The sequence below is a fragment of the Klebsiella sp. K4 genome, assembly GCF_014596785.2.
Taxonomy (GTDB): domain Bacteria; phylum Pseudomonadota; class Gammaproteobacteria; order Enterobacterales; family Enterobacteriaceae; genus Klebsiella; species Klebsiella pneumoniae.
In genome coordinates this window covers 3920469-3940094 of the sequence record NZ_CP115021.1, presented here as the reverse complement: position 1 = coordinate 3940094, position 19626 = coordinate 3920469, and the positions used below count along the sequence as shown (strand labels likewise).

The 19626-nt window shown below is 60.4% G+C and carries 15 protein-coding genes; 10 read left to right on the top strand and 5 right to left on the bottom strand.

The features are described 5' to 3' along the window. Window positions 1-218 precede the first annotated feature (218 nt). Together IB144_RS19555 and IB144_RS19550 are read right to left on the bottom strand one after the other, a co-directional pair. A complete protein-coding gene (locus tag IB144_RS19555; protein WP_002892824.1) occupies window positions 219-584 on the bottom strand; it encodes a cupin domain-containing protein in 366 nt (121 codons plus the stop codon). A gap of 13 nt (window positions 585-597) precedes the next feature. Next, a complete protein-coding gene (locus IB144_RS19550; protein ID WP_040242544.1) occupies window positions 598-1899 on the bottom strand; it encodes an FAD-binding oxidoreductase in 1302 nt (433 codons plus the stop codon). 158 nt (window positions 1900-2057) lie between these two features. On the opposite strand from IB144_RS19550, the gene IB144_RS19545 reads away from it, so the two are divergent. From IB144_RS19545 to IB144_RS19515, 7 genes are all read left to right on the top strand, one after another. After that, window positions 2058-3542, top strand: coding sequence for an aldehyde dehydrogenase family protein (locus IB144_RS19545; RefSeq protein ID WP_023279211.1), 1485 nt, complete (start codon window positions 2058-2060; stop codon window positions 3540-3542). Between the two features lie 394 nt (window positions 3543-3936). Beyond that, entirely contained in the window at window positions 3937-5019 is a 1083-nt protein-coding gene (locus tag IB144_RS19540) for a YncE family protein (RefSeq protein ID WP_023159298.1), read from the top strand. A gap of 59 nt (window positions 5020-5078) precedes the next feature. Then, on the top strand, window positions 5079-7277 hold the full coding sequence (locus tag IB144_RS19535; protein WP_065888889.1) for a TonB-dependent siderophore receptor: 2199 nt from the start codon (window positions 5079-5081) through the stop codon (window positions 7275-7277). Window positions 7278-7384: 107 nt separating this feature from the next. Further along, window positions 7385-8761, top strand: a complete 1377-nt coding sequence (gene pheP, locus IB144_RS19530; RefSeq protein WP_064163613.1) for a phenylalanine transporter — start codon at window positions 7385-7387, stop codon at window positions 8759-8761. 187 nt (window positions 8762-8948) lie between these two features. Then, window positions 8949-10154 carry an MFS transporter gene (locus IB144_RS19525; RefSeq protein ID WP_004198867.1) on the top strand — a complete coding sequence of 402 codons (1206 nt, stop codon included), beginning with the start codon at window positions 8949-8951 and terminating at the stop codon, window positions 10152-10154. A gap of 16 nt (window positions 10155-10170) precedes the next feature. Continuing rightward, window positions 10171-11193 (top strand): sugar phosphate isomerase/epimerase family protein, encoded by a 1023-nt coding sequence (locus IB144_RS19520; protein ID WP_062920872.1) that lies wholly within the window; start codon window positions 10171-10173, stop codon window positions 11191-11193. Between the two features lies 1 nt (window position 11194). Then, window positions 11195-12346 carry a Gfo/Idh/MocA family oxidoreductase gene (locus IB144_RS19515; RefSeq protein ID WP_004183287.1) on the top strand — a complete coding sequence of 384 codons (1152 nt, stop codon included), beginning with the start codon at window positions 11195-11197 and terminating at the stop codon, window positions 12344-12346. Window positions 12347-12365: 19 nt separating this feature from the next. On the opposite strand, the gene IB144_RS19510 is transcribed toward IB144_RS19515, so the two are convergent. Beyond that, window positions 12366-12782, bottom strand: a complete 417-nt coding sequence (locus IB144_RS19510; protein ID WP_004178893.1) for an Exc2 family lipoprotein — start codon at window positions 12780-12782, stop codon at window positions 12366-12368. Between the two features lie 248 nt (window positions 12783-13030). Here IB144_RS19510 and IB144_RS19505 point away from each other — a divergent pair, with 248 nt between their 5' ends. After that, window positions 13031-14011: a LacI family DNA-binding transcriptional regulator gene (locus IB144_RS19505; RefSeq protein WP_004176981.1), complete on the top strand. Its 981-nt coding sequence runs from the start codon at window positions 13031-13033 to the stop codon at window positions 14009-14011. 3 nt (window positions 14012-14014) lie between these two features. Here the strand turns inward: IB144_RS19505 and IB144_RS19500 are convergent, their stop codons facing one another. Continuing rightward, window positions 14015-15259, bottom strand: a complete 1245-nt coding sequence (locus IB144_RS19500) for a mechanosensitive ion channel family protein (RefSeq protein WP_004142570.1) — start codon at window positions 15257-15259, stop codon at window positions 14015-14017. A 70-nt stretch (window positions 15260-15329) separates the two neighbouring features. Next, the gene (locus tag IB144_RS19495) at window positions 15330-16757 is read right to left on the bottom strand and encodes an MFS transporter (protein WP_004176980.1); all 1428 of its coding nucleotides are present in this window, start codon (window positions 16755-16757) and stop codon (window positions 15330-15332) included. A gap of 108 nt (window positions 16758-16865) precedes the next feature. Between IB144_RS19495 and IB144_RS19490 the strand changes: the two genes are divergently transcribed. Beyond that, window positions 16866-17732: a helix-turn-helix transcriptional regulator gene (locus IB144_RS19490; protein ID WP_032419265.1), complete on the top strand. Its 867-nt coding sequence runs from the start codon at window positions 16866-16868 to the stop codon at window positions 17730-17732. Between the two features lie 666 nt (window positions 17733-18398). Next, window positions 18399-19442, top strand: coding sequence for a DUF2157 domain-containing protein (locus IB144_RS19485; protein WP_032419264.1), 1044 nt, complete (start codon window positions 18399-18401; stop codon window positions 19440-19442). The last annotated feature ends 184 nt before the right edge of the window (window positions 19443-19626 follow it).

Genomic DNA, 19626 nt, shown 5'->3' with positions numbered 1-19626 from the left:
AAACAATATGACCCCGAAAACCGGGGCCATCCGTCTTGCCACGTTGCGCCTGTTTCTGCCGGATGGCGGCTGCGCCTTATCCGGCCTACGGTCCGTGCGGCCTGCCTTTAATTTGGCCTCAACCCCCCCCGGTGGCGCTGCCGCTTACCGGGGCTACAGCGCTGTGCGATTTGGTAGCCCGGAGAAGGCGTAATGCGCCGCCGGGTATTATCAGTTTGTTAGCGGGTCTCGACGTTCGCCAGGTAGTGCTTCACAAAGCGCGGCGTCAGAATTTTCCACTCCACTTCGGTGCCCTGTTTAACAAACCAGCTGTCGCCCGGCGCGAAGCGCTGCGGCTCGCCGCCGGCGACGGTCAGCTCCACTTCGCCCTCCAGCACGGTGGCGTGCTCGGTAAACGGATAGGTCATGGTAAAGCTCCCCTCAGTGGACGAAAACAGTCCGCAGGTAAAGGCGTCCTGCGGCTCGCCGTAGATCATCGCGCCCGCTACCTGCGGGTCGCCGGCGGTCGGCGTCGCGCCGAGCAGGCTGACGCTGCCGATCGGCTGCAGATCAGGTACCGGGTGTTTAAGTTTAAAAGCGTGCATAGCGTTCTCCTGGTTAACTCCGGCCTTTCCAGAAACCGGCGGTTTGATGCATCAGTTTTCCGGCCGTGACTAATAACAGACGCAGGCTGTCACGGCCGTGGATGGTCGCGTGAGGAATGCTGCTTAGCAGACGATAGCGGTCGGAACCGCCGTTGATCCCTTCGGCGAGGATTTTGCACACGATGTGCGACGGGGTGACGCCGAAGCCGGAGTACCCCTGGACGTAAAAGACGTTGTTATGGTCGCGTAAGGTGCCGATCTGCGGGAACAGGTTGGCGCTACAGGCCATCGGCCCGCCCCACGCAAAATCGATCTTCACATCCTTGAGATAGGGGAAGACCTCCGCCAGCAAGGTGCGGTTCCAGGCGGCGAAATCGTTCGGCGTATACTCCACAAAGCGGGTGGCGCTGCCGAACAGCAGGCGGTTTTCCCGGGTGACGCGGTAGTAGTTAATTACCGGGCGAATATCGCTGAAGGCGCCGCGCAGCGGGCTGATGCGCTCGATCAGTTCATCGGAGAGCGGCTCGGTCGACACCTGGTAGGAGTAAGTGACCAGCGTCTTGTTGTAGATCTCCGGCTCCATATTGTTGAGGAAACTGTCGCAGGCCCACAGCAGTTTGGCGGCTTTGACGCTGCCCATCGCGGTGCGTACCCGCACCTGTTTGCCGTAACTCACCTCCACCACCGGCGAGGATTCGAAAATCTTCACCCCCAGCGAGTGGGCGGCCTGCGCCGAACCGAGCAGCATATTGAGTGAATGGATCTGGCCGCCGCCCATATGTTTCAGCGCGCCGCAGTAGACCTCGGAGCCCACCACCTGCTGCACCTCTTTTCCGGTATACAGTTCGATCTCTTGATCCGGGGTAGCGGCTTTAAACTCCTTCTCCCACTGGCGCAGCGTTTTAAGCTGTCGCTGGTTATAGGCGAGATAGCCGTAGCCGGGCACGAAATCGGCGTCGATGTTATATTTGCGGATGCGTTCGCGAATGATGCCCGCGCCGAGGTTGGCGATTTTAAACAGCGTCTCCAGCCCCTCTTTGCCGACGTGCTTTTTTACCGCTTCGATATCGTGGCCGATACCGGCCATCACCTGGCCGCCGTTGCGCCCGGTGCCGCCGTAGCCGAGATGGCGCGCCTCCAGCACCACCACGTTGGTGATCCCCTGTTCCGCCAGCTCAAGGGCGGTGTTAATGCCAGAGAAGCCGCCGCCGATAATTACCACATCGGCTTCAATATCTTCCCGTAGCGCCGGGAAATGGAGGTGATATTTCTTCGTCGCGCCGTAGTAGTTCAGCGCATCGATCTTGATGTTCATCGCGTTACCCTGTGGTCTTGCCTGGCTCAAGACCCTCATCACAGCACGCCGCGCGGGCGTTGAATATCGTCCGGAAGAATGACGTTCTTTAGAACGATAGGCTGCGGCGGGAAGCCGTGCTGTGATGGGTTAACTTTGCTGAAAAACGGGTGCTGACGATGAGCGAGATAACCTTACTGGCGGAAGTGACCGCCTTCTTACGCCAGCCGCACGGGCAGTTTATTGCCGGTCAACGTGAGGCGGGCCGCGGCGCGCCGTTCGCGGTGATCAACCCGGCGACCGGGCAGGCGATTGCCGAGGTCACCGCGGCGGATAGTGACCAGGCTGATCGCGCTATGGAGAGCGCCCGCCAGGCGTTTAGTCAGTGGCGCGAGATGCCGACGCTGGCGCGCGGCGCGCTGCTGCTGAAGCTGGCGGACACGCTGGCAGAGCATCGCGAAGCGCTGGCGCAGCTGGAAAGTCTCTGTTCCGGCAAAACTATCACGCTGGCGCGGATGCTCGAGCTGGACCAGTCGGTGGCGTTCCTGCGCTACTTCGCCGGCTGGGCGGGGAAAGTCACCGGTGAAACGCTGGATGTCTCGCTGCCATCGATGGCCGGGGAGAAATATACCGCCTTTACCCGCCGCCAGCCGCTGGGGGTGGTGGTTGGCATCGTGCCGTGGAACTTCTCCATCATGATTGCCATCTGGAAGCTGGCGGCGGCCCTGGTCTGCGGATGCACCATCGTCCTCAAGCCGAGCGAATATACGCCGCTGACGCTGCTGCGCGTGGCGGAGCTGGCAAAAGCGGTGGGTATCCCGGATGGGGTGATTAACGTGGTCAACGGCGCCGGCGGCGAGATTGCCCAACGGCTGATTACGCATCCGGCCTGCGCCAAGGTGAGCTTCACCGGCTCGGTGGCCACCGGTGAAAAAGTCCAGCAGTCGGCCAGTGCGTCAGGTAAACGGGTGACCCTTGAGCTGGGGGGGAAAAACGCCGCGCTGTTCCTCGATGACCTGACGCCGGAGGCGATGGTCAACGGCATTATTGAAGCTGGCTACCTGAACCAGGGGCAGATTTGCGCCGCTGCGGAACGTTTTTATCTGCCGCAGGGAAAACTGGATGCGGTACTGGCGCTGCTGAAAGACAAGCTCAGCGCTTTTGCGCCGGGGTCGCCGCTGGATGAACGGACGCTGATGGGGCCGCTGGCCAACCGCCAGCAGTATGACAAAGTTTTGCGGCTCATTCAGACCGCCCGCGACGAGGGCGATACCATCGTCTGCGGCGGCGAAGCGCTGCCGGGGGAGGGCTATTTCCTGCAGCCGACCGCGGTTAAAGTGCGCAGCGAAGAGAGTACTCTGATGCGCGAGGAGACCTTCGGTCCGGTGTGCAGTTTTATTGGCTATCGCAGCGAAGAAGAGGCGCTGGCGCGGATGAATGCTTCGCCGTATGGACTGGCGGCCAGCGTCTGGTCGGATAATATTCGTCAGGCGCTACGCTACTCGGAGGCGATTGAGGCCGGCATCGTATGGGTCAATATGCATACCTTCCTCGACCCGGCGGTACCGTTCGGCGGCATGAAGGGCTCGGGCATCGGGCGCGAATTCGGCAGCGCGTTTATCGATGATTATACGGAGCTGAAGTCGGTGATGGTGCGCTATTAATCGCCGTTCAGCGACATAGCGCTGTCATGTGTCGTTTTGCGCCAGATGGGCGACACATCGTGTGCCTTCTGGGCTGCAACCCGGGCGGTGCACGGCATCGCTTCCGGGACGCTTTTCCCGTCACGGATCCTGTCTTCCCCTCGTAATCCGCCATTGCCGTAAAAAAAATCAGCAGATTATCTTTTTTGCCCGCCAGGACTTGCTTGACATTAGATAATGAGTATAGTTCTCATTCTCTTTTTCATTCGTAATTTTGGCAAGGTTCGAGCTGCGCCAGTGAGTCGTTCACTAAGAGTCGCGAAGGCGTAGGGTGACGTAAAGACAGCAGGCTGGAAACACACAATATCGGCCGCTGCGCGTCCATCGGGTCGTTGATTTTTATAGGGTTGATCCAATGAAATACACACTTCCGGCGTTGACGCTGGCCATCAGCGCGGCGTTAAGCGGCTGCGCGACGCCTCATTCCTCTGCCGTTTCCCAACCGGTTGTCGACTCGCCAGCCCCTAACGTGGCGCAACCGCTGCAGCGCCAGCTAGCGGAAGGGCTGTACGAGATGGCGTTAAGCCCGCAGGGTGATGCGCTGTACGTCGCCAGCGCCGAAGGCTTTAAAAATGTGCAGGGTGGGGCGGTCTACACACTGGATCCGCACACCCTCAATACCATCGGCCTGACGCATACCGATCTGAAAAACTTCGCTTTACAGCTCTCTGCGGAGGGTAAAACGCTGTATGTCAGCAATTCGCTGGACGGCGGCATCAGCGCTATCGACACCGCCACCGGCAAGGTAAAAAACCGCCTGCTGTTCAGCGAGCGCAATGAAAAAGGTCGCCCTTATGGGGCCCGTCAGCTGCTGTTGCTGAATAATACTCTCTACGTTGGCGCGGTCGCCGACCCGGCGCAAATCTGGGTGGTTGACGCCACTACCCTGAAGCTGAAAACGCGGATTAAAAATACCGGTAAATGGATGACCGGCCTGCACTACTCCGCGCAAACCGGTCGCGTGTACGCCGCTAACGGCAGCGGTGAAATTCTGGTGATCAACCCGCGTAACCAACGCATTGAACAGCGCTGGAAGCCGCTGGGCGACAAGCCGGCGCTGCTGCTTAATATGGCCGAAGATAGCGACACCGGCCGTCTGTTCGTGACCGACAACTCGAAAGCGAAAACCACTCTGGTGCTGGATATCCACAGCGGCAAGCTGCTTAAACAGCTCGACGTCGGCGATTCGCTGGCGGTGCAGTTCAATAAGAAACGCCACGAAATTTATATTTCACAGCGTGAATCCGGCAAGGTCATCAGCCTTGACGCCAGCCGTTACACGCTGAAGAAAAGCTGGGCGCTGCCGGCCAATCCCAACAGCTTGCTGCTTTCCGCCGATGGTCAGACGCTGTTTGTCACCGTCAAACAGCCCTTCAATAAAGACCACTCCACTAAAGGCCCGGACAGCGTCGTACGTATCGACCTGAACGCGCAATAAAAATAACGGGTCCGGCGACGGGCCCTTTGATTCATTTATCCTCATCCATGGGGCAAATTATGCACACCACGCACTATTCATCCTTCCCGCTGCGTAAAACGCTGCTGGCCTTAGCCATCGGCGCCGCCAGTCAAACGGCGATGGCCGCGGACGCTGCCGCCGCGAAGCAGCCTGGCGAAGAGACCCTCATCGTCGAGGCTAACGAAACCAGCGATTTTAAATCCGGCGGCGACCTGGTGGTTCCGGCATTCCTCGATGGCCAGATCGCCCACGGCGGCCGTCTGGGGATGCTTGGCGAACAAAAAGCGATGGACGTCCCGTTTAACGTCATCGGCTATACCTCGAAGCTGATTCAGGATCAGCAGGCGAAAACTATCGCCGATGTCGTCAGTAACGACGCTGGCGTGCAGGCCGTACAGGGCTACGGCAACTTCGCCGAGACCTATCGAATCCGCGGGTTTAAGCTCGATGGCGATGACATGACGATGGGCGGCCTGGCGGGCGTGGTGCCGCGTCAGGTGATGGACACCCAGATGCTGGAGCGCGTTGAAATTTTCAAAGGGGCTAACAGCCTGCTTAACGGCGCGGCCAGCAGCGGCGTCGGCGGGATGATTAACCTCGAGCCGAAGCGGGCGGAAGATCTGCCGACCGCACGCGTTGGCGTCGACTATACCTCTGATTCTCAGGTGGGCGGCACCCTCGACCTGGGGCGCCGTTTCGGCGACAACAACCAGTTCGGCGCTCGGGTCAACCTGGTGCACCGCGAGGGTGAAGGCGCTATCGATAATGATAAACGCCGTACCACGCTGGCTTCGCTGGGGCTTGATTACCGCGGCGACCGTTTCCGCACCTCGCTCGATTTCGGCTATCAGAAGAAAACGTTCCACGGCGGTACGATGGGCGTCAATATCAGCGGCGTGGATTTCGTTCCGGCGCTGCCGGACAACAGCAAAAACTACAGCCAGAAGTGGGGCTATAGCGATATTGAAAGCGAGTTCGGCATGGCGAAGGCAGAATATGACCTGACCGATAGCTGGACGGTATACAGCGCCCTCGGCGGCCAGCATTCGCATGAAATTGGTACCTACAGCGCGCCGAAACTTCTGAATAAAAACGGCGATGCGACGGTGGGCCGCCTGGATACTAACCGCATTATCGACGCGATCAGCGGCATGGGCGGGGTACGCGGCGATTTCAATACCGGCGCGATTTCGCATAAGGTGAACCTCGGCTATGCGGCGCAGGTGCATACCGATGCGACCGCCTGGCGGATGTCGGCCAGGAACCCGACCACTAATATCTATGACAACCATGATGTGGCGATGCCGGATAACGCCTATTTTGGCGGCAACTACCACGATCCGCTGGTCACCTCGCGCAGCCGTACGCAGGGCTGGCTGCTGAGTGATACCCTCGGCTTCTTTAACGATAAAGTGCTGTTTACCGCCGCTGCTCGTCATCAGAAAGTGGTTGTGCGCAACTACAGCAACGCCACCGGGCTGGAAGATACCTCTTCGCGTTATACCCAAAGCCGCTGGATGCCGACGTTTGGCCTGGTGTACAAGCCGTGGGAGCAGCTGTCGCTGTATGCTAACCATACCGAAGCGCTGCAGCCGGGCTCTGTGGCGCCGACGACGGCGGCCAATGCCGGGCAGAGTACCGGGATCGCGCACTCGAAGCAGGACGAAGTGGGCGTCAAGATCGACTACGGTACGATCGGAGGATCGCTGGCGCTGTTTGAAATCAAAAAACCGAACGCCATTTCCGATACCGCTGGCAATTACGGCCTCGACGGCGAGCAGCGTAACCGCGGCGTAGAGATGAACGTCTTTGGCGAGCCGATGCTGGGACTGCGTCTTAACGCCAGTACCGTCTGGCTGGATGCCAAACAGACTAAAACCGCTGAAGGCGCAACCGACGGTAAAGATGCCATCGGGGTGGCTAACTTCTACGCGGTACTCGGCGCCGAATATGACATCAAGCCGGTGGAAGGCCTGACCGCCACCGCGCGCGTCAATCATAGCGGCTCGCAGTATGCCGATGCGGCCAATACCAAGAAGCTGGATAGCTACACCACCCTGGATTTAGGCCTGCGCTATCGTATGCGTCTGAACGCCGACCAGAACGAAATGATCTGGCGCGTCGGGGTGACCAACGTGACCAACGAGAAGTACTGGTCTGGCATTGACGATACCGGTACTTACCTGTTCGAAGGCGATCCGCGTACCGTCCGCGTCTCAATGAGCTACGACTTCTGACGCTAAAAAAAGCGGGGTGGGCGGCTGACGCTCGCCCCACGCAACTTGCGACAATCCCCCCTAAGTGATAAAAGGTGCCCCTTCACAAAAACACACAGGGGAACGACGTGAAAGACGCGTCAACGTCGTCGGAGACCGTCACGGAAAGTGGCCCGACGCTTCATCGCGGTTTACAGAACCGACATATTCAACTTATCGCCCTTGGCGGCGCGATTGGCACCGGCCTGTTTCTCGGCATTGGTCCCGCTATCCAGATGGCCGGTCCGGCGGTCTTACTGGGCTACGCCGTGGCCGGGATTGTCGCTTTTCTGATCATGCGCCAGCTGGGCGAAATGGTGGTGGAAGAGCCAGTATCCGGTTCCTTTGCCCACTTTGCCTATAAATACTGGGGGCCGTTCGCCGGCTTTCTCTCCGGCTGGAACTACTGGGTGATGTTCGTGCTGGTAGGGATGGCGGAGCTGACCGCCGCCGGGATCTATATGCAGTACTGGCTGCCCGACGTGCCCACCTGGGTTTGGGCGGCGGCTTTCTTCATCATTATTAACGCCGTCAACCTGGTCAACGTACGCTTGTATGGCGAAGCGGAGTTCTGGTTCGCGCTGATCAAGGTGCTGGCGATTATCGGCATGATTGCCTTCGGCCTGTGGATGCTGTTCGGCGGCCACGGCGGCAGCAAAGCCGGGTTCGACAATCTGTGGAAACACGGCGGCTTCCTCGCCACCGGCTGGCACGGACTTATTCTGTCGCTGGCGGTGATCATGTTCTCCTTCGGCGGGCTGGAGCTTATCGGCATCACCGCCGCCGAAGCGCAAAACCCGGAAAAGAGCATTCCCAAAGCGGTCAATCAGGTGGTCTATCGTATCCTGCTGTTCTATATCGGTTCGCTGGTGGTGCTGCTGGCGCTCTACCCGTGGGTGGAGATCAAATCCGACAGCAGCCCGTTTGTGATGATTTTCCATAATCTGGACAGCAACCTGGTGGCCTCCGCGCTGAACTTCGTCATTCTGGTGGCCTCGCTGTCGGTGTATAACAGCGGCGTGTACTCCAACAGCCGGATGCTGTTCGGCCTGTCGGTGCAGGGTAATGCGCCGAAATTTCTCGCCCGCGTCAGCAAGCGCGGCGTGCCGGTGAACTCCCTGCTGCTCTCCGGGATTATCACTTCGCTGGTGGTGGTGCTGAACTACCTGCTGCCGCATGAAGCGCTGGGGCTGCTGATGGCCCTGGTGGTGGTGACGTTGTTGCTGAACTGGATCATGATCTGTATGGCGCACCTGAAGTTCCGCGCCGCCCAGCGCCGCAAAGGGCGCGAATCGAAGTTCAAAGCGCTGCTGGCGCCCGCCAGCAACTACTTCTGCATTGCTTTCCTTGGGCTGATCCTGGCGCTGATGTGCACTATCGACGGCATGCGTCTGTCGGCGATCCTGCTGCCGGTGTGGATCCTGTTCCTGTTTATCGCCTTCAAACTGCTGCGCCGCCCGGCGTAAGCGAGATGCCCCGCCGTCCGGCGGGGCTGCCTGCCTTTTTATTGTGATCCTCTTCGCAGGCGGCGCATTTGCCTGGCGATCTTCTTTTTGTAATCGATTACTTTTGTTTTGAGCGGTTTTGTAATCGATTACTTTTCTGAGGGCGAGCAACATGGTCACAACAACAGAAGGTCGGGAAAGTGCCCGCGTGAGCCACCGTTTTCTGGTGCCGCGGCTGTCGTTAATGATGTTTATGCAGTTTTTTATCTGGGGCAGCTGGTCGGTGACCCTGGGGCTGGTGATGACCCGGTATGAGATGTCATTGCTGATCGGCGATGCGTTCTCCGCCGGGCCGATCGCCTCCATCTTGTCTCCCTTTGTGCTGGGGATGCTGGTGGATCGCTTTTTCGCCTCGCAGAAGGTGATGGCGGTGATGCACCTGGCCGGGGCGGCGATCCTGTGGTTTGTCCCGCAGGCGCTGGTGGCGCAGAACGGCGCCCTGCTGATTGGCCTGCTGTTCGGCTATACGCTGTGCTATATGCCGACCCTGGCGCTGACCAACAATATCGCCTTCCACAGCCTGGCCAATGTCGATAAAACCTTCCCGGTGGTCCGCGTGTTCGGCACCATCGGCTGGATTATCGCCGGGATCTGCATCGGGGTGACCGGTATCTCTGATACCACCGGCATCTTCACGCTGGCGGCGCTCTGTTCGGTCGCGCTGGCGCTCTACAGCCTGACGCTGCCGCACACCCCGGCGCCGGCCAAAGGTATGCCGGTTCAGTTTCGCGACCTGCTGTGCGCGGACGCCTTCGCGCTGCTGAAAACCCGCCATTTCCTGATTTTCTCCCTCTGCGCCACCTTAATTTCCGTGCCGTTAGGCACCTATTACGCCTATACCGCGTCGTATCTGGCGGATGCCGGCGTCAAAGATGTCAGCACCGCGATGTCCTTCGGTCAGATGTCAGAGATCGTCTTTATGCTGGTGATCCCGTTGCTGTTCCGTCGCCTCGGGGTGAAATACATGCTGCTCATCGGCATGGCGGCGTGGTTCGTCCGCTACGCCTTTTTCGCTCTCGGAGTCAGCGAGGAGGGGCGCTTCCTGCTCTATCTGGGCATTTTGCTGCACGGCGTGTGCTATGACTTTTTCTTTGTCGTTGGCTTTATCTACACCGATCGCGTGGCGGGCGAGAAGGTAAAAGGCCAGGCGCAGAGCATGATTGTGATGTTCACCTACGGGATCGGCATGCTGCTGGGCTCGCAGATCTCCGGCGCGCTGTATAACCATCTGGTGGCCGGCCAGAGCGTGCCTCAGGCCTGGGTGACCTTCTGGTGGATCCCGGCGGTGGCCGCCGCGGTTATCGCGCTGATTTTCCTTTTCTCTTTCCAGTACAACGAGAAAGAGCCGCACTAATTTTTCAGGAGGGGGTATGAAAACGATTAAGGGACCGGGCATTTTTCTGGCGCAGTTTATCGGGCCGCAGGCGCCGTTCAACACCCTGGCGGGGATAGCGCAGTGGGCCGCCGGCCTGGGGTACAAGGCATTGCAGATCCCCTGCAACCACCCGGCGATTTTTGATGTCGAGCGGGCGGCGGCGAGCCAGACCTACTGCGACGAGGTCAGCGGCATCCTGGCGGAGCATGGGCTGGTGATCAGCGAGCTGTCCACTCACCTTGAAGGACAGCTGGTGGCGGTGCATCCAACGTATGACGCGGCGTTCGACGCCTTTGCCCCGGCGGCGCTGCATGGCGATCCGCAGGCGCGCCAGCGCTGGGCGGTGGAGAAAGTGCGCCAGGCGGCGGTAGCCTCCGGCCGCCTGGGGCTGCAGGCGCACGCGACCTTTTCCGGGGCGCTGGCATGGCCCTTTTTTTATCCGTGGCCGCCGCATAGTCAGCCGCTTCTGGATGAGGCCTTTGCCGAGCTGGCCCGGCGCTGGCGGCCGCTGCTGGACCTCTTCGACGAGCAGGGGGTCGATGTCTGCTATGAGATCCACCCCGGCGAAGACCTGCACGATGGCGTGACCTTTGAGCGTTTTCTTGCGCTGGTGGATAACCATCCGCGCTGCAATATGCTCTATGACCCGAGCCACCTGCATCTGCAGCAGATGGACTACCTGACCTATATCGATATCTATCATGCGCGTATTAAAGCGTTTCACGTCAAGGACGCCGAATTTCGCCGCAACGGGCGCAATGGCGTCTACGGTGGATACCAGCCCTGGCAGCAGCGGGCCGGGCGTTTCCGCTCTCCCGGCGACGGGCAGATCGACTTCAAAGGGGTGTTCAGTAAGCTGACCGAATATGATTTTGCCGGCTGGGCGGTGCTGGAGTGGGAGTGCTGCCTGAAGGATAGTGAGACCGGCGCGCGCGAGGGCAGCGAGTTTATCCGCCGCCATATCATTCCCGTTGCCGGACGGGCCTTCGATGACTTTGCCGCCGGCGGGAGGGAGTAACATGATTCAGGTTGCGATTATCGGGGCAGGGTTTATTGGCCCGGCGCATCTGGAGGCGCTGCGGCGGCTGGGAGATGTCGAGGTGGTGGCGCTGTGCGACAGCCGCCTTGAGGCGGCGCAGCGCAAGGCGCGAGCGCTGAACATTGCCCATGCCTACGACAGCGTGGAGGCGCTGCTGGCCCATCCGGGGCTGCAGGTGGTGCATAACTGTACGCCGAACCATTTGCATGCCCAGATTAACCGGCAGATCCTCGCCGCCGGGCTGCACGTCTTCTCGGAAAAGCCGCTGTGTATGACGGCGGAGGAGGCGCGGGAGCTGGTGGCGCTTGCCGCCCGGGCCGGCGTGGTGCATGGCGTCAGCTTCGTCTATCGCCAGTTCGCTATGGTCCAGCAGGCGGCGGCGATGATCCGCCATGGCGAGGTCGGCAGAATCTTCGCGGCCCACGGCAGCTATCTGCAGGACTGGATGCTGCTGGAGACCGACTACAACTGGCGGGTCGATTCGGCGCAGGGCGGCGCGTCGCGGACGGTGGCCGACATCGGCTCCCACTGGTGCGATACCGTGCAGTTTATGACCGGTCGGCGGATTGTCGAGGTGATGGCGGATCTGTCTATCGTCTGGCCAACGCGTAAAGCGCCGGTCAATGGCAAAGCGACCTTCAGCGCCGTTCACGAGGCGCAGGCATATGAAACGCGGCCTGTCGATACCGAGGACTTTGGCTCGGTGCTGTTGCGTTTTGACGATGGCAGCAAGGGCAGCTTTATGGTCTCTCAGGTGAGCGCCGGGCGGAAAAACCGTCTGGCGGTGGAGATTAACGGCAGCCTCTGTTCTCTGGCCTGGGATCAGGAAGTGCCCCAGCGGCTGTGGATCGGCCACCGCGAGCAGCCGGATCGCCTGCTCAGCGATGACCCGAGCCTGCTGCGGCCGGAAATCGCTGACAGCGCCCATTACCCCGGCGGCCATATTGAGGGCTGGCCGGACGCCTTTAAGAATATGATGGGGCATTTTTATCAGGCGGTGCGCGCCGGGAAGATGCCGGCGGCCGGGGCCCGGCGCTTCGCCGCTTTCGACGACGGCGCCGATGTGATGTACATCATCGAGGCGATCGTCAAAAGCCATCAGCAGCAGCGCTGGGTCAGCGTCGAACGCTGAGCGCAGGCGGGGCGCAGGATTATTTCACCCCAAGATAGCCGTCGAGATAGGCACCGGAGAGCTCGTTGCCGAACAGGACGGCATCTTTATTTTCCATCGCATTATCCCATTTGTCGCTGGCGTTGCCGGTGAAGGCGTGCTCGGTGCGGGTGCCCTGCGCCGCCTGCTGTTTGATGGCTTCCGCGGTGCGGCGGGCATCGCTTTCGCTCATGCCAGCGGCTTTATCCTGCTGGCCGCGGGCATACATCGCCGTAAAGGTCGGCAGGTTTAAACGGTAATTTTCCTGGCGGTTGACGGTGAAATTGCCGCCGACAAAATCGGAGCGGTGGGCGACGAAGGCGTAGGCATGGCGTTCCGGTGACGATTTTGACGAGGTGCAGCCGGTGATCGTTGCCAGGGCACAGCTGAGGGCGAGAATCGCGGTGGTGAGCCTCATGGGGATATCATCCTTAATCATAAAAGAAAAAATGGGGCGCAGGCGGTCTGTTGCGCCTCCTGCGCTAATGAGAATATGAAACGGCAAAAGGATGCGCGTTAACGGGGCGGGAGAGAAGCCCTGATTATTAATAGTTTCCCGGGACACCGTCTCGCTGAGCTACGCTTTCGCGCCAGGCTGGCAGGCCAATCAGAGGTCATTTATGATAGCCTGCAGGATCCACCTCTATCGCAGGAAGTGCAGGGTTTATGTCTATTCAGAAAATTGCTCGTCTGGCCGGCGTCTCGGTGGCCACGGTGTCGCGGGTGCTGAACAACAGCGATACGGTAAAAGCCAAAAACCGTGAGCGCGTGCTGCAGGCGATCAAAGAGAGCAACTATCAGCCGAACCTGCTGGCGCGTCAGCTGCGAACCGCCCGCAGCAATATGATCCTGGTGATGGTCTCCAATATCGCTAACCCCTTTTGCGCCGAGGTGGTGAAGGGGATAGAAGAAGAGGCGGAGAAGAATGGCTATCGCATTCTGCTGTGTAACTCCGGGTCGGATCTGGCCCGCTCGACCTCGGGCCTGCAGCTGCTCTCCGGCAAAATGGTCGACGGCATTATTACCATGAATGCGCTCTCCAGCCTGCCGGAACTGACCACCATGATTGGCGACGCGCCCTGGGTGCAGTGCGCGGAGTATGCCGACACCGGCAGCATCTCCTGCGTCGGGATTAACGACGTTGAGGCGGCTCAGGGGGCGGTATCCCGGTTGGCCGATAGCGGCCGCCGCCGCATCGCGCTCATTAATCACGACCTCAGCTATCGCTATGCCCGTCTGCGCGAGCGCGGCTATAAAAGCGTGCTGCACGTGCACGGTCTGGCGTATCAGCAGGTGACCTACGCGCAGGATCTTAGCGCGGCGGCCGGTAAACGGGCGATGGAGCAACTGCTGTCGCAAGACGAGAAGCCCGATGCGGTGTTTGCCGTTTCGGACTCCCTCGCCGCCGGGGCGCTGCGGGCTATCGCCCAGGCCGGACTGCGGGTGCCGGAGGATATCGCGGTGATCGGCTTCGATGGCACCGAGCTGGCGGAAGTGGTCTCCCCGCAGCTCACCACCGTCGAACAGCCCTCCCGGGCGATCGGCCGCACGGCGGTGTCTCTACTGATGAAACGCATCGACGATCCCGACGCTGCCGTCGAGCGGGTGATGATGGACTGGCGCGTGATAGACCGCGCCAGCGTCTGAGGATCAGCGGGAGAAGGCGCCGGTCAGCGCGCGAATATCGTTGCCGGTGGGCGTTTGATGAATGCGTAAGCCAAACTCATCCACCACGGCGAAGACATGGTCGAAAATATCCGCCTGGATCCCCTCATATTCCGCCCATACCACGGTGTTGGTGAAGCAGTAGATCTCGATCGGCAAGCCGTTGGCATCCGGCGCCAGCTGGCGCACCATCAGGGTCATATCCTGGCGGATGCGCGGATGATGGCGTAAATACTCCTGCAGATAGGCGCGGAAGGTGCCGACATTGGTCATCCGCCGCTCGTTGAGGATCGATTGCTCCCCGGCGTACTGCTGGTTCCAGGCGCTAATCTCCTCGTGGCGTGAATCCATATAGGGTTTAAGTAACTTCGCCCGGATCAGGCGCTGCTGCTCCTGTTCATCGAGGAAATGAATGCTGGTGGTGTCGATGTTAAGGCTGCGTTTGATGCGGCGGCCGCCGGAGGCCGACATGCCGCTCCAGTTTTTAAACGAGTCAGAGACCAGCGACCAGGTCGGAATGGTGGTGATGGTATTGTCCCAATTGCGCACCTTGACCGTGGTGAGGCCGATATCGATCACCGCGCCGTCGGCGCCGTACTTCGGCATCTCCAGCCAGTCGCCAAGCTTGAGCATATCGTTGGCAGAGAGCTGGATACCGGCCACCAGACCGAGGATCGGATCTTTAAACACCAGCATCAGCACCGCGGCCATGGCGCCGAGCCCGCTAATCAGGATCGCTGGCGACTGACCTATCAGTAGCGAAATAATCAGAATGCCGATAATAATCGCCGTCACCAGCTTAATTCCCTGGAATATGCCCTTCAGCGGCAGCTGAGAGGCGGCGGGAAATTTCTGCGCCAGTTTTAAAATGACATCCAGCAGCGAGAAGAAGGACAGCATGGCATATATCATCACCCATAGCTGGGCCACGGTGGTTAATATTTCCGCGGCCTCGCTGCCTTTTTGCAGCCACAGCACCGCCTGGACGTTGACGATGATCCCCTGCAGGGTAAAGGCCAGTCGGTGAAAGAGTTTATTCTGCGTGATGATTTGCAGCCACAGATGGCTGCTGGCCAGCGCCCGTTTTTCAAATGCGCGCAGGACCACTTTGTGCAATATCAGATGCACGACCACGGCGGTGAACAAGATAATGCCGAAGATAATCATCAGCGAGCGGGTGGGGGTTATTTCGATTCCTAAGGCGGCAATTTGCGATATTAATTCCTGCATAACGTCTCCTGAATATCCAGCGGGTATGATGACCGCTGGATAGCTATTATGCAAATTACCGCCGCCGGTATTACGAGGCCACCGTCGCCGGCTGTCGGTTGAGATGATGGCGTAGCCACAGCGCTATCGCCCCCAGCAACAGCATCATGGCCACCTCGACCAGCAGAAAATCAATCAGCGCCTGCGGATAGTTGCCGCCGCCGCGACGGGCCAGCGCCAGGAACAGCGAACCAAGGATAGCCGGTCCGAGACCGAGGGTCGCCTGCTGCAGGGTGCTGAGGATTGCGCTCCCGGCCCCGGCGTCGCTGGCGCTGATATCGCGCATACCAATCCGATAAAAGCTGTTGACGATCAGCGCCTGGCCATAGCCGATCAGCGCCGTGGCGGGGACCAGCGTCAGGGCGTTGGTGGCGACGCCGAAGCGGGAGAAGGTGGCGCACAGCAGCAGGAGACCGGCGATCTGCACCGCCAGACCGGTCAGCAGGATCCGCCCCATGCTGTAGCGGGCGATAAGCCGCGGGGCATACAGCGCCGAAATAAAATAGGCCACGCCGAGGGCGATAAAGCTATTGCCGGACTGCCACGGCGCCATCCCCAGCCCCTCCTGCATGGTCAGCGCCATGCAGAACATAAAGCCGGACCAGGCGCTGAAAAACAGCAGGGCGATGGCCATCCCGAAGCGGATGCTGGTCAACTGCAGCAGACGCGGCGGCAGCAGAGGATGGTCGCCACGCTGCTGCTGGCGCAGGGCGCTCTGACGCATGGCGAACAGCAGCGGCAGGACCGCCACCAGCATCAGCTGCAGCCACAGCGGCCAGTGCAGCTCCGGACCGAGGGCCATCGGGAACAGCAGGCAGCAGAGGATCAGCGCGAGGTACAGCGTACCCTGCCAGTCAATCCGCGACGGCGTCTCGCGACGGGTTTCCGGCACATAGCGGCGGCTCAGAGCCAGCACCAGCAGGCAGATCGGCACATTGATAAAAAAGGCGTTGCGCCAGCCCAGCCCGGCGATGTCCGCCGACACCAGCCAGCCGCCGCCCATCTGACCGACGATAAAGGCGATCCCGCCGATCCCGCCATACAGGCTGATGGCCCGGGCGTGGGCGGGGCCTTTGAGGGTGACGTGCAGGGTCGCGAGGATCTGCGGCACAATCAGCGCCGCCCCGGCGCCCTGCAGGGTGCGGGCCGCCAGCAGGGCGCCGATGCTGTTCGCCATCCCGCACAGCAGGGAAGCGATGCCAAAGAGGGCGACTCCCCACATAAACAGGCGCCGGCGGCCATAGTTATCGCCAAGCTTACTGCCCATCGCCAGGCAGACGGCAAAGGCGACGCCGTACAGCGCGACGATAAGCTCCAGCTGCGTGGCGCTGGCCGCCAGGGTGTGGGTGATGGCGTCCAGCGCCACATTGGTGATCGAGGTATCAATAAGCGGCAGCATCTGGCCGCTCAGCAGCAGCAACAGACCGGCGCGGCCGGGTGAAACAGCAGACGTATTCATGGGATTCTCCATTGCGTCATTCAGCAGACCGACGTAGCATTACCGATAAATTAAACGGGTACCAGTTCCTGTCTATACTGGTATTGGCACTACTATGCTGGAAGGGTGATGACCACGATGCCGCAACGGGAGTCGACGATCGCCGTGCCGGACGATCGACGCAAACAGCTGGGGGCCTTTCTGCGCGCTCGCCGTGAAAGCCTCGATCCGCAGCGCCTGGGGTTGCCCCGGGTGGGCCGCCGGCGCACGCCGGGTCTGCGCCGGGAAGAGGTGGCGATGCTCGCCGACGTCGGCGTTACCTGGTACACCTGGCTGGAGCAGGGGCGGGAGGTGAATCCGTCGGAGGCGGTGCTGGTGGGGGTGGCGAATGCCCTGCAGTGCAGTCCGCTGGAGACCCGGCATCTGTTCGTGCTCGCCGGGCTGACCCCGCCGGAAGCCACCCAGGTGACGGTGTGCGAAGGCATCAGCCCAGGGACCCGCCGGATGCTGGACAGCCTGATGCCGCAGCCGGCCAGCATTCAGAAACCGAACTTTGATATTGTGGCGTGGAACGACAGCTTCTGCCGCCTGATGGGCATCGATTTCGCCACCCTCCCGGAAGAAGATCGCAACTGCATTTATCTCTATCTGACCCATGAGACCTGGCGCAGCCGGATCGAAAATCGCGATGTGCTGCCGACCTTCGTCTCCTATTTCCGCGCCGCGATGGCCGAGCACCGCGGCGATCCGGCGTGGGAAAACAAACTGGCGCGCTTTTTCGCTGCCTCGTCGGAGTTTGAAACGCTGTGGCATCAGCGCTACGAGGTGCGCGGTGTGGAAAACCAGATTAAACATTTTAACCACCCGCAGCTCGGGCGATTCAGTCTGCAGCAGATGTACTGGTATTCGGCGCCGCGCAACGGCTCGCGCCTGCTGGTCTATCTGCCGATGGACGAGGCGGGCGAGCAGGCGCTGGCGTGGCTGGACCAACATTAATCACAGGGAATCAGATGGCTGGCAATATGCCATCTTCGGGTATTGCCCGGCCGGCGCTGCTGGACGGTTCCCTCTCCCTCTTGGAGTAGGGGAGGGAAAGCACTGTCGGGAAGTCCTGTATGTGATCTACGACTTCAGCACACATTGCGCTCCCGGTTAGTCTTCTGCGTTATGTCTCTTACGGCGCAGGGAGCGCACAGGGGGCGGCCAGTCGCCGCCGCCCCCTGTACCCCCGGGCTCCGGCCAGCAAAATCGCCGCTACGCGGTCCCTTCGACTTATCCCTGCAGGCTTCGGGTCGGGCCGAGGCAGCGTCCGTGCAAAACACGGCCCTCAGCCCGCATCCATGCGGGCTGCCCCGGCCTGCCGGGAACGACTCAGCGATGTTAAGGCCGCAACACCGGCAGTTTCAGTCGCACAAGTGGGTAAGTTAACAGCTGGCTGCTACGGATCGTAGGCCGGGTAAGGCGCCAGCCGCCACCCGGCAATAAAGCGGCTCCGTGCCTGATATCATGCTCGGCGGCGCTGCGCTTACGCGGGCTTACGGTAAGGAGTAACAATCTGATATATAAATGGTTAAGTAGGCCGGGGAGGGCGACAGCCGCTGCCCGGCAGAAAGGCGAGCATATTAGCGAAAACAGGTTTGTCATCAGTCTCAAGGAATGCCTATGAACGTAACCCGAAAAGAGCAGCGCATTATTCAGCGCGCGCTGAATGCCTGGCAGGCCAGCGGGGAGTTAACCCCCTCGGACAGCCAGCGGCTGGCGCAAACGATGCGCGTCTCCCCCTTCGACTGGCGGCACCTGAGCCGCTATGCCTTCTGGATCGCGCTGGCCTGCGTGCTGATTTCCCTGGGCAGTCTGTTCGCCGACAGCGAGCTGGTGGCGTGGCTGCTGAGCCTGTTCAGCCACTCGGCGCTGATGCGGATCCTGCTGCCTGCGCTGCTGGCAGTCGCCTGCTACGGCTGGGGTTTTCGTCGCCAGCGGCGGGAGACGCAGTGGCACTACAGCACCGAGGCGATTTTGTTTCTGGGCGTCGTCTTTACCGCCGTGGCGCTATGGCAGCTTGGCGAACGGCTGGATAACGGCAGCGGCCATATCGCACCGCTGTTTCTGGCCGGATGCGTGATTTACGGCGCCATCGGCTATATTGCCCGCTCCGGGCTGGTGTGGCTCTTTTTTCTGCTGGCGCTGGGCAACTGGTTCGGCGCGGAAACCGGCTACGTCTCGGGGTGGGGCGCCTACTGGCTGGGCATGAACTACCCGATTCGCTTCGTCCTGTTCGGCGGCGCGCTGCTGGCGCTCTGCTACGGCGCGCAATCCCTGCTTCGCCAGCGGCAGCTGTTTACCGTCAGCAAGGCGATGGGCCTCACGTACCTGTTTATTGCGCTGTGGATCATGTCGATTTTCGGCAATTACGACGCAGACAGCTGGTACCAGGTGAGCCAGGCGCGACTCCTGCCGTGGGGGCTGCTGTTTGCCGCGGCGGCCGGCGTCTGCATTTTTATCAGCCTGAAAACCGATGATGGAATGCTGCGCGGCTTCGGGCTAACCTTCCTGGCGATCAATCTCTATACCCGTTTCTTTGAGTTTTTCTGGAACGGGATGCACAAAGTGCTGTTTTTCCTGATCCTTGCCGTCTCGCTGGCGGTGATTGGCCGCTATGCCGAGCGCATCTGGCATGCCGGCGAAGGGCAGGTGGAGAAAAAATAAGCTCGCGTTGAGAACGCTAACCACTCAGGCCGCGCTCAGTCGCGGCCTTTTTTCGTCCCTGATTCCAGTTTTAGCGCATTTTTCTGCGATTGGCTGCAAATGAGCATAGGCTTGCCGGGTATCTCAAAGATTAGCCTTTAAGGCAATTTGTCTTATATGCTAACATCCAGAGGAAGGGAGTCTG

Bases quoted from the DNA above. Each gene is read 5' to 3' on its own strand.
- IB144_RS19505 (WP_004176981.1), top strand. From the start codon at position 13,031: ATGTCTATTCAGAAAATTGCTCGTCTGGCCGGCGTCTCGGTGGCCACG.
- IB144_RS19535 (WP_065888889.1), top strand. From the start codon at position 5,079: ATGCACACCACGCACTATTCATCCTTCCCGCTGCGTAAAACGCTGCTG.
- IB144_RS19510 (WP_004178893.1), bottom strand. From the start codon at position 12,782: ATGAGGCTCACCACCGCGATTCTCGCCCTCAGCTGTGCCCTGGCAACG.
- IB144_RS19490 (WP_032419265.1), top strand. From the start codon at position 16,866: ATGACCACGATGCCGCAACGGGAGTCGACGATCGCCGTGCCGGACGAT.
- IB144_RS19520 (WP_062920872.1), top strand. From the start codon at position 10,171: ATGAAAACGATTAAGGGACCGGGCATTTTTCTGGCGCAGTTTATCGGG.
- IB144_RS19555 (WP_002892824.1), bottom strand. From the start codon at position 584: ATGCACGCTTTTAAACTTAAACACCCGGTACCTGATCTGCAGCCGATC.
- IB144_RS19540 (WP_023159298.1), top strand. From the start codon at position 3,937: ATGAAATACACACTTCCGGCGTTGACGCTGGCCATCAGCGCGGCGTTA.
- IB144_RS19495 (WP_004176980.1), bottom strand. From the start codon at position 16,757: ATGAATACGTCTGCTGTTTCACCCGGCCGCGCCGGTCTGTTGCTGCTG.
- IB144_RS19550 (WP_040242544.1), bottom strand. From the start codon at position 1,899: ATGAACATCAAGATCGATGCGCTGAACTACTACGGCGCGACGAAGAAA.
- IB144_RS19485 (WP_032419264.1), top strand. From the start codon at position 18,399: ATGAACGTAACCCGAAAAGAGCAGCGCATTATTCAGCGCGCGCTGAAT.
- IB144_RS19545 (WP_023279211.1), top strand. From the start codon at position 2,058: ATGAGCGAGATAACCTTACTGGCGGAAGTGACCGCCTTCTTACGCCAG.
- IB144_RS19500 (WP_004142570.1), bottom strand. From the start codon at position 15,259: ATGCAGGAATTAATATCGCAAATTGCCGCCTTAGGAATCGAAATAACC.
- IB144_RS19515 (WP_004183287.1), top strand. From the start codon at position 11,195: ATGATTCAGGTTGCGATTATCGGGGCAGGGTTTATTGGCCCGGCGCAT.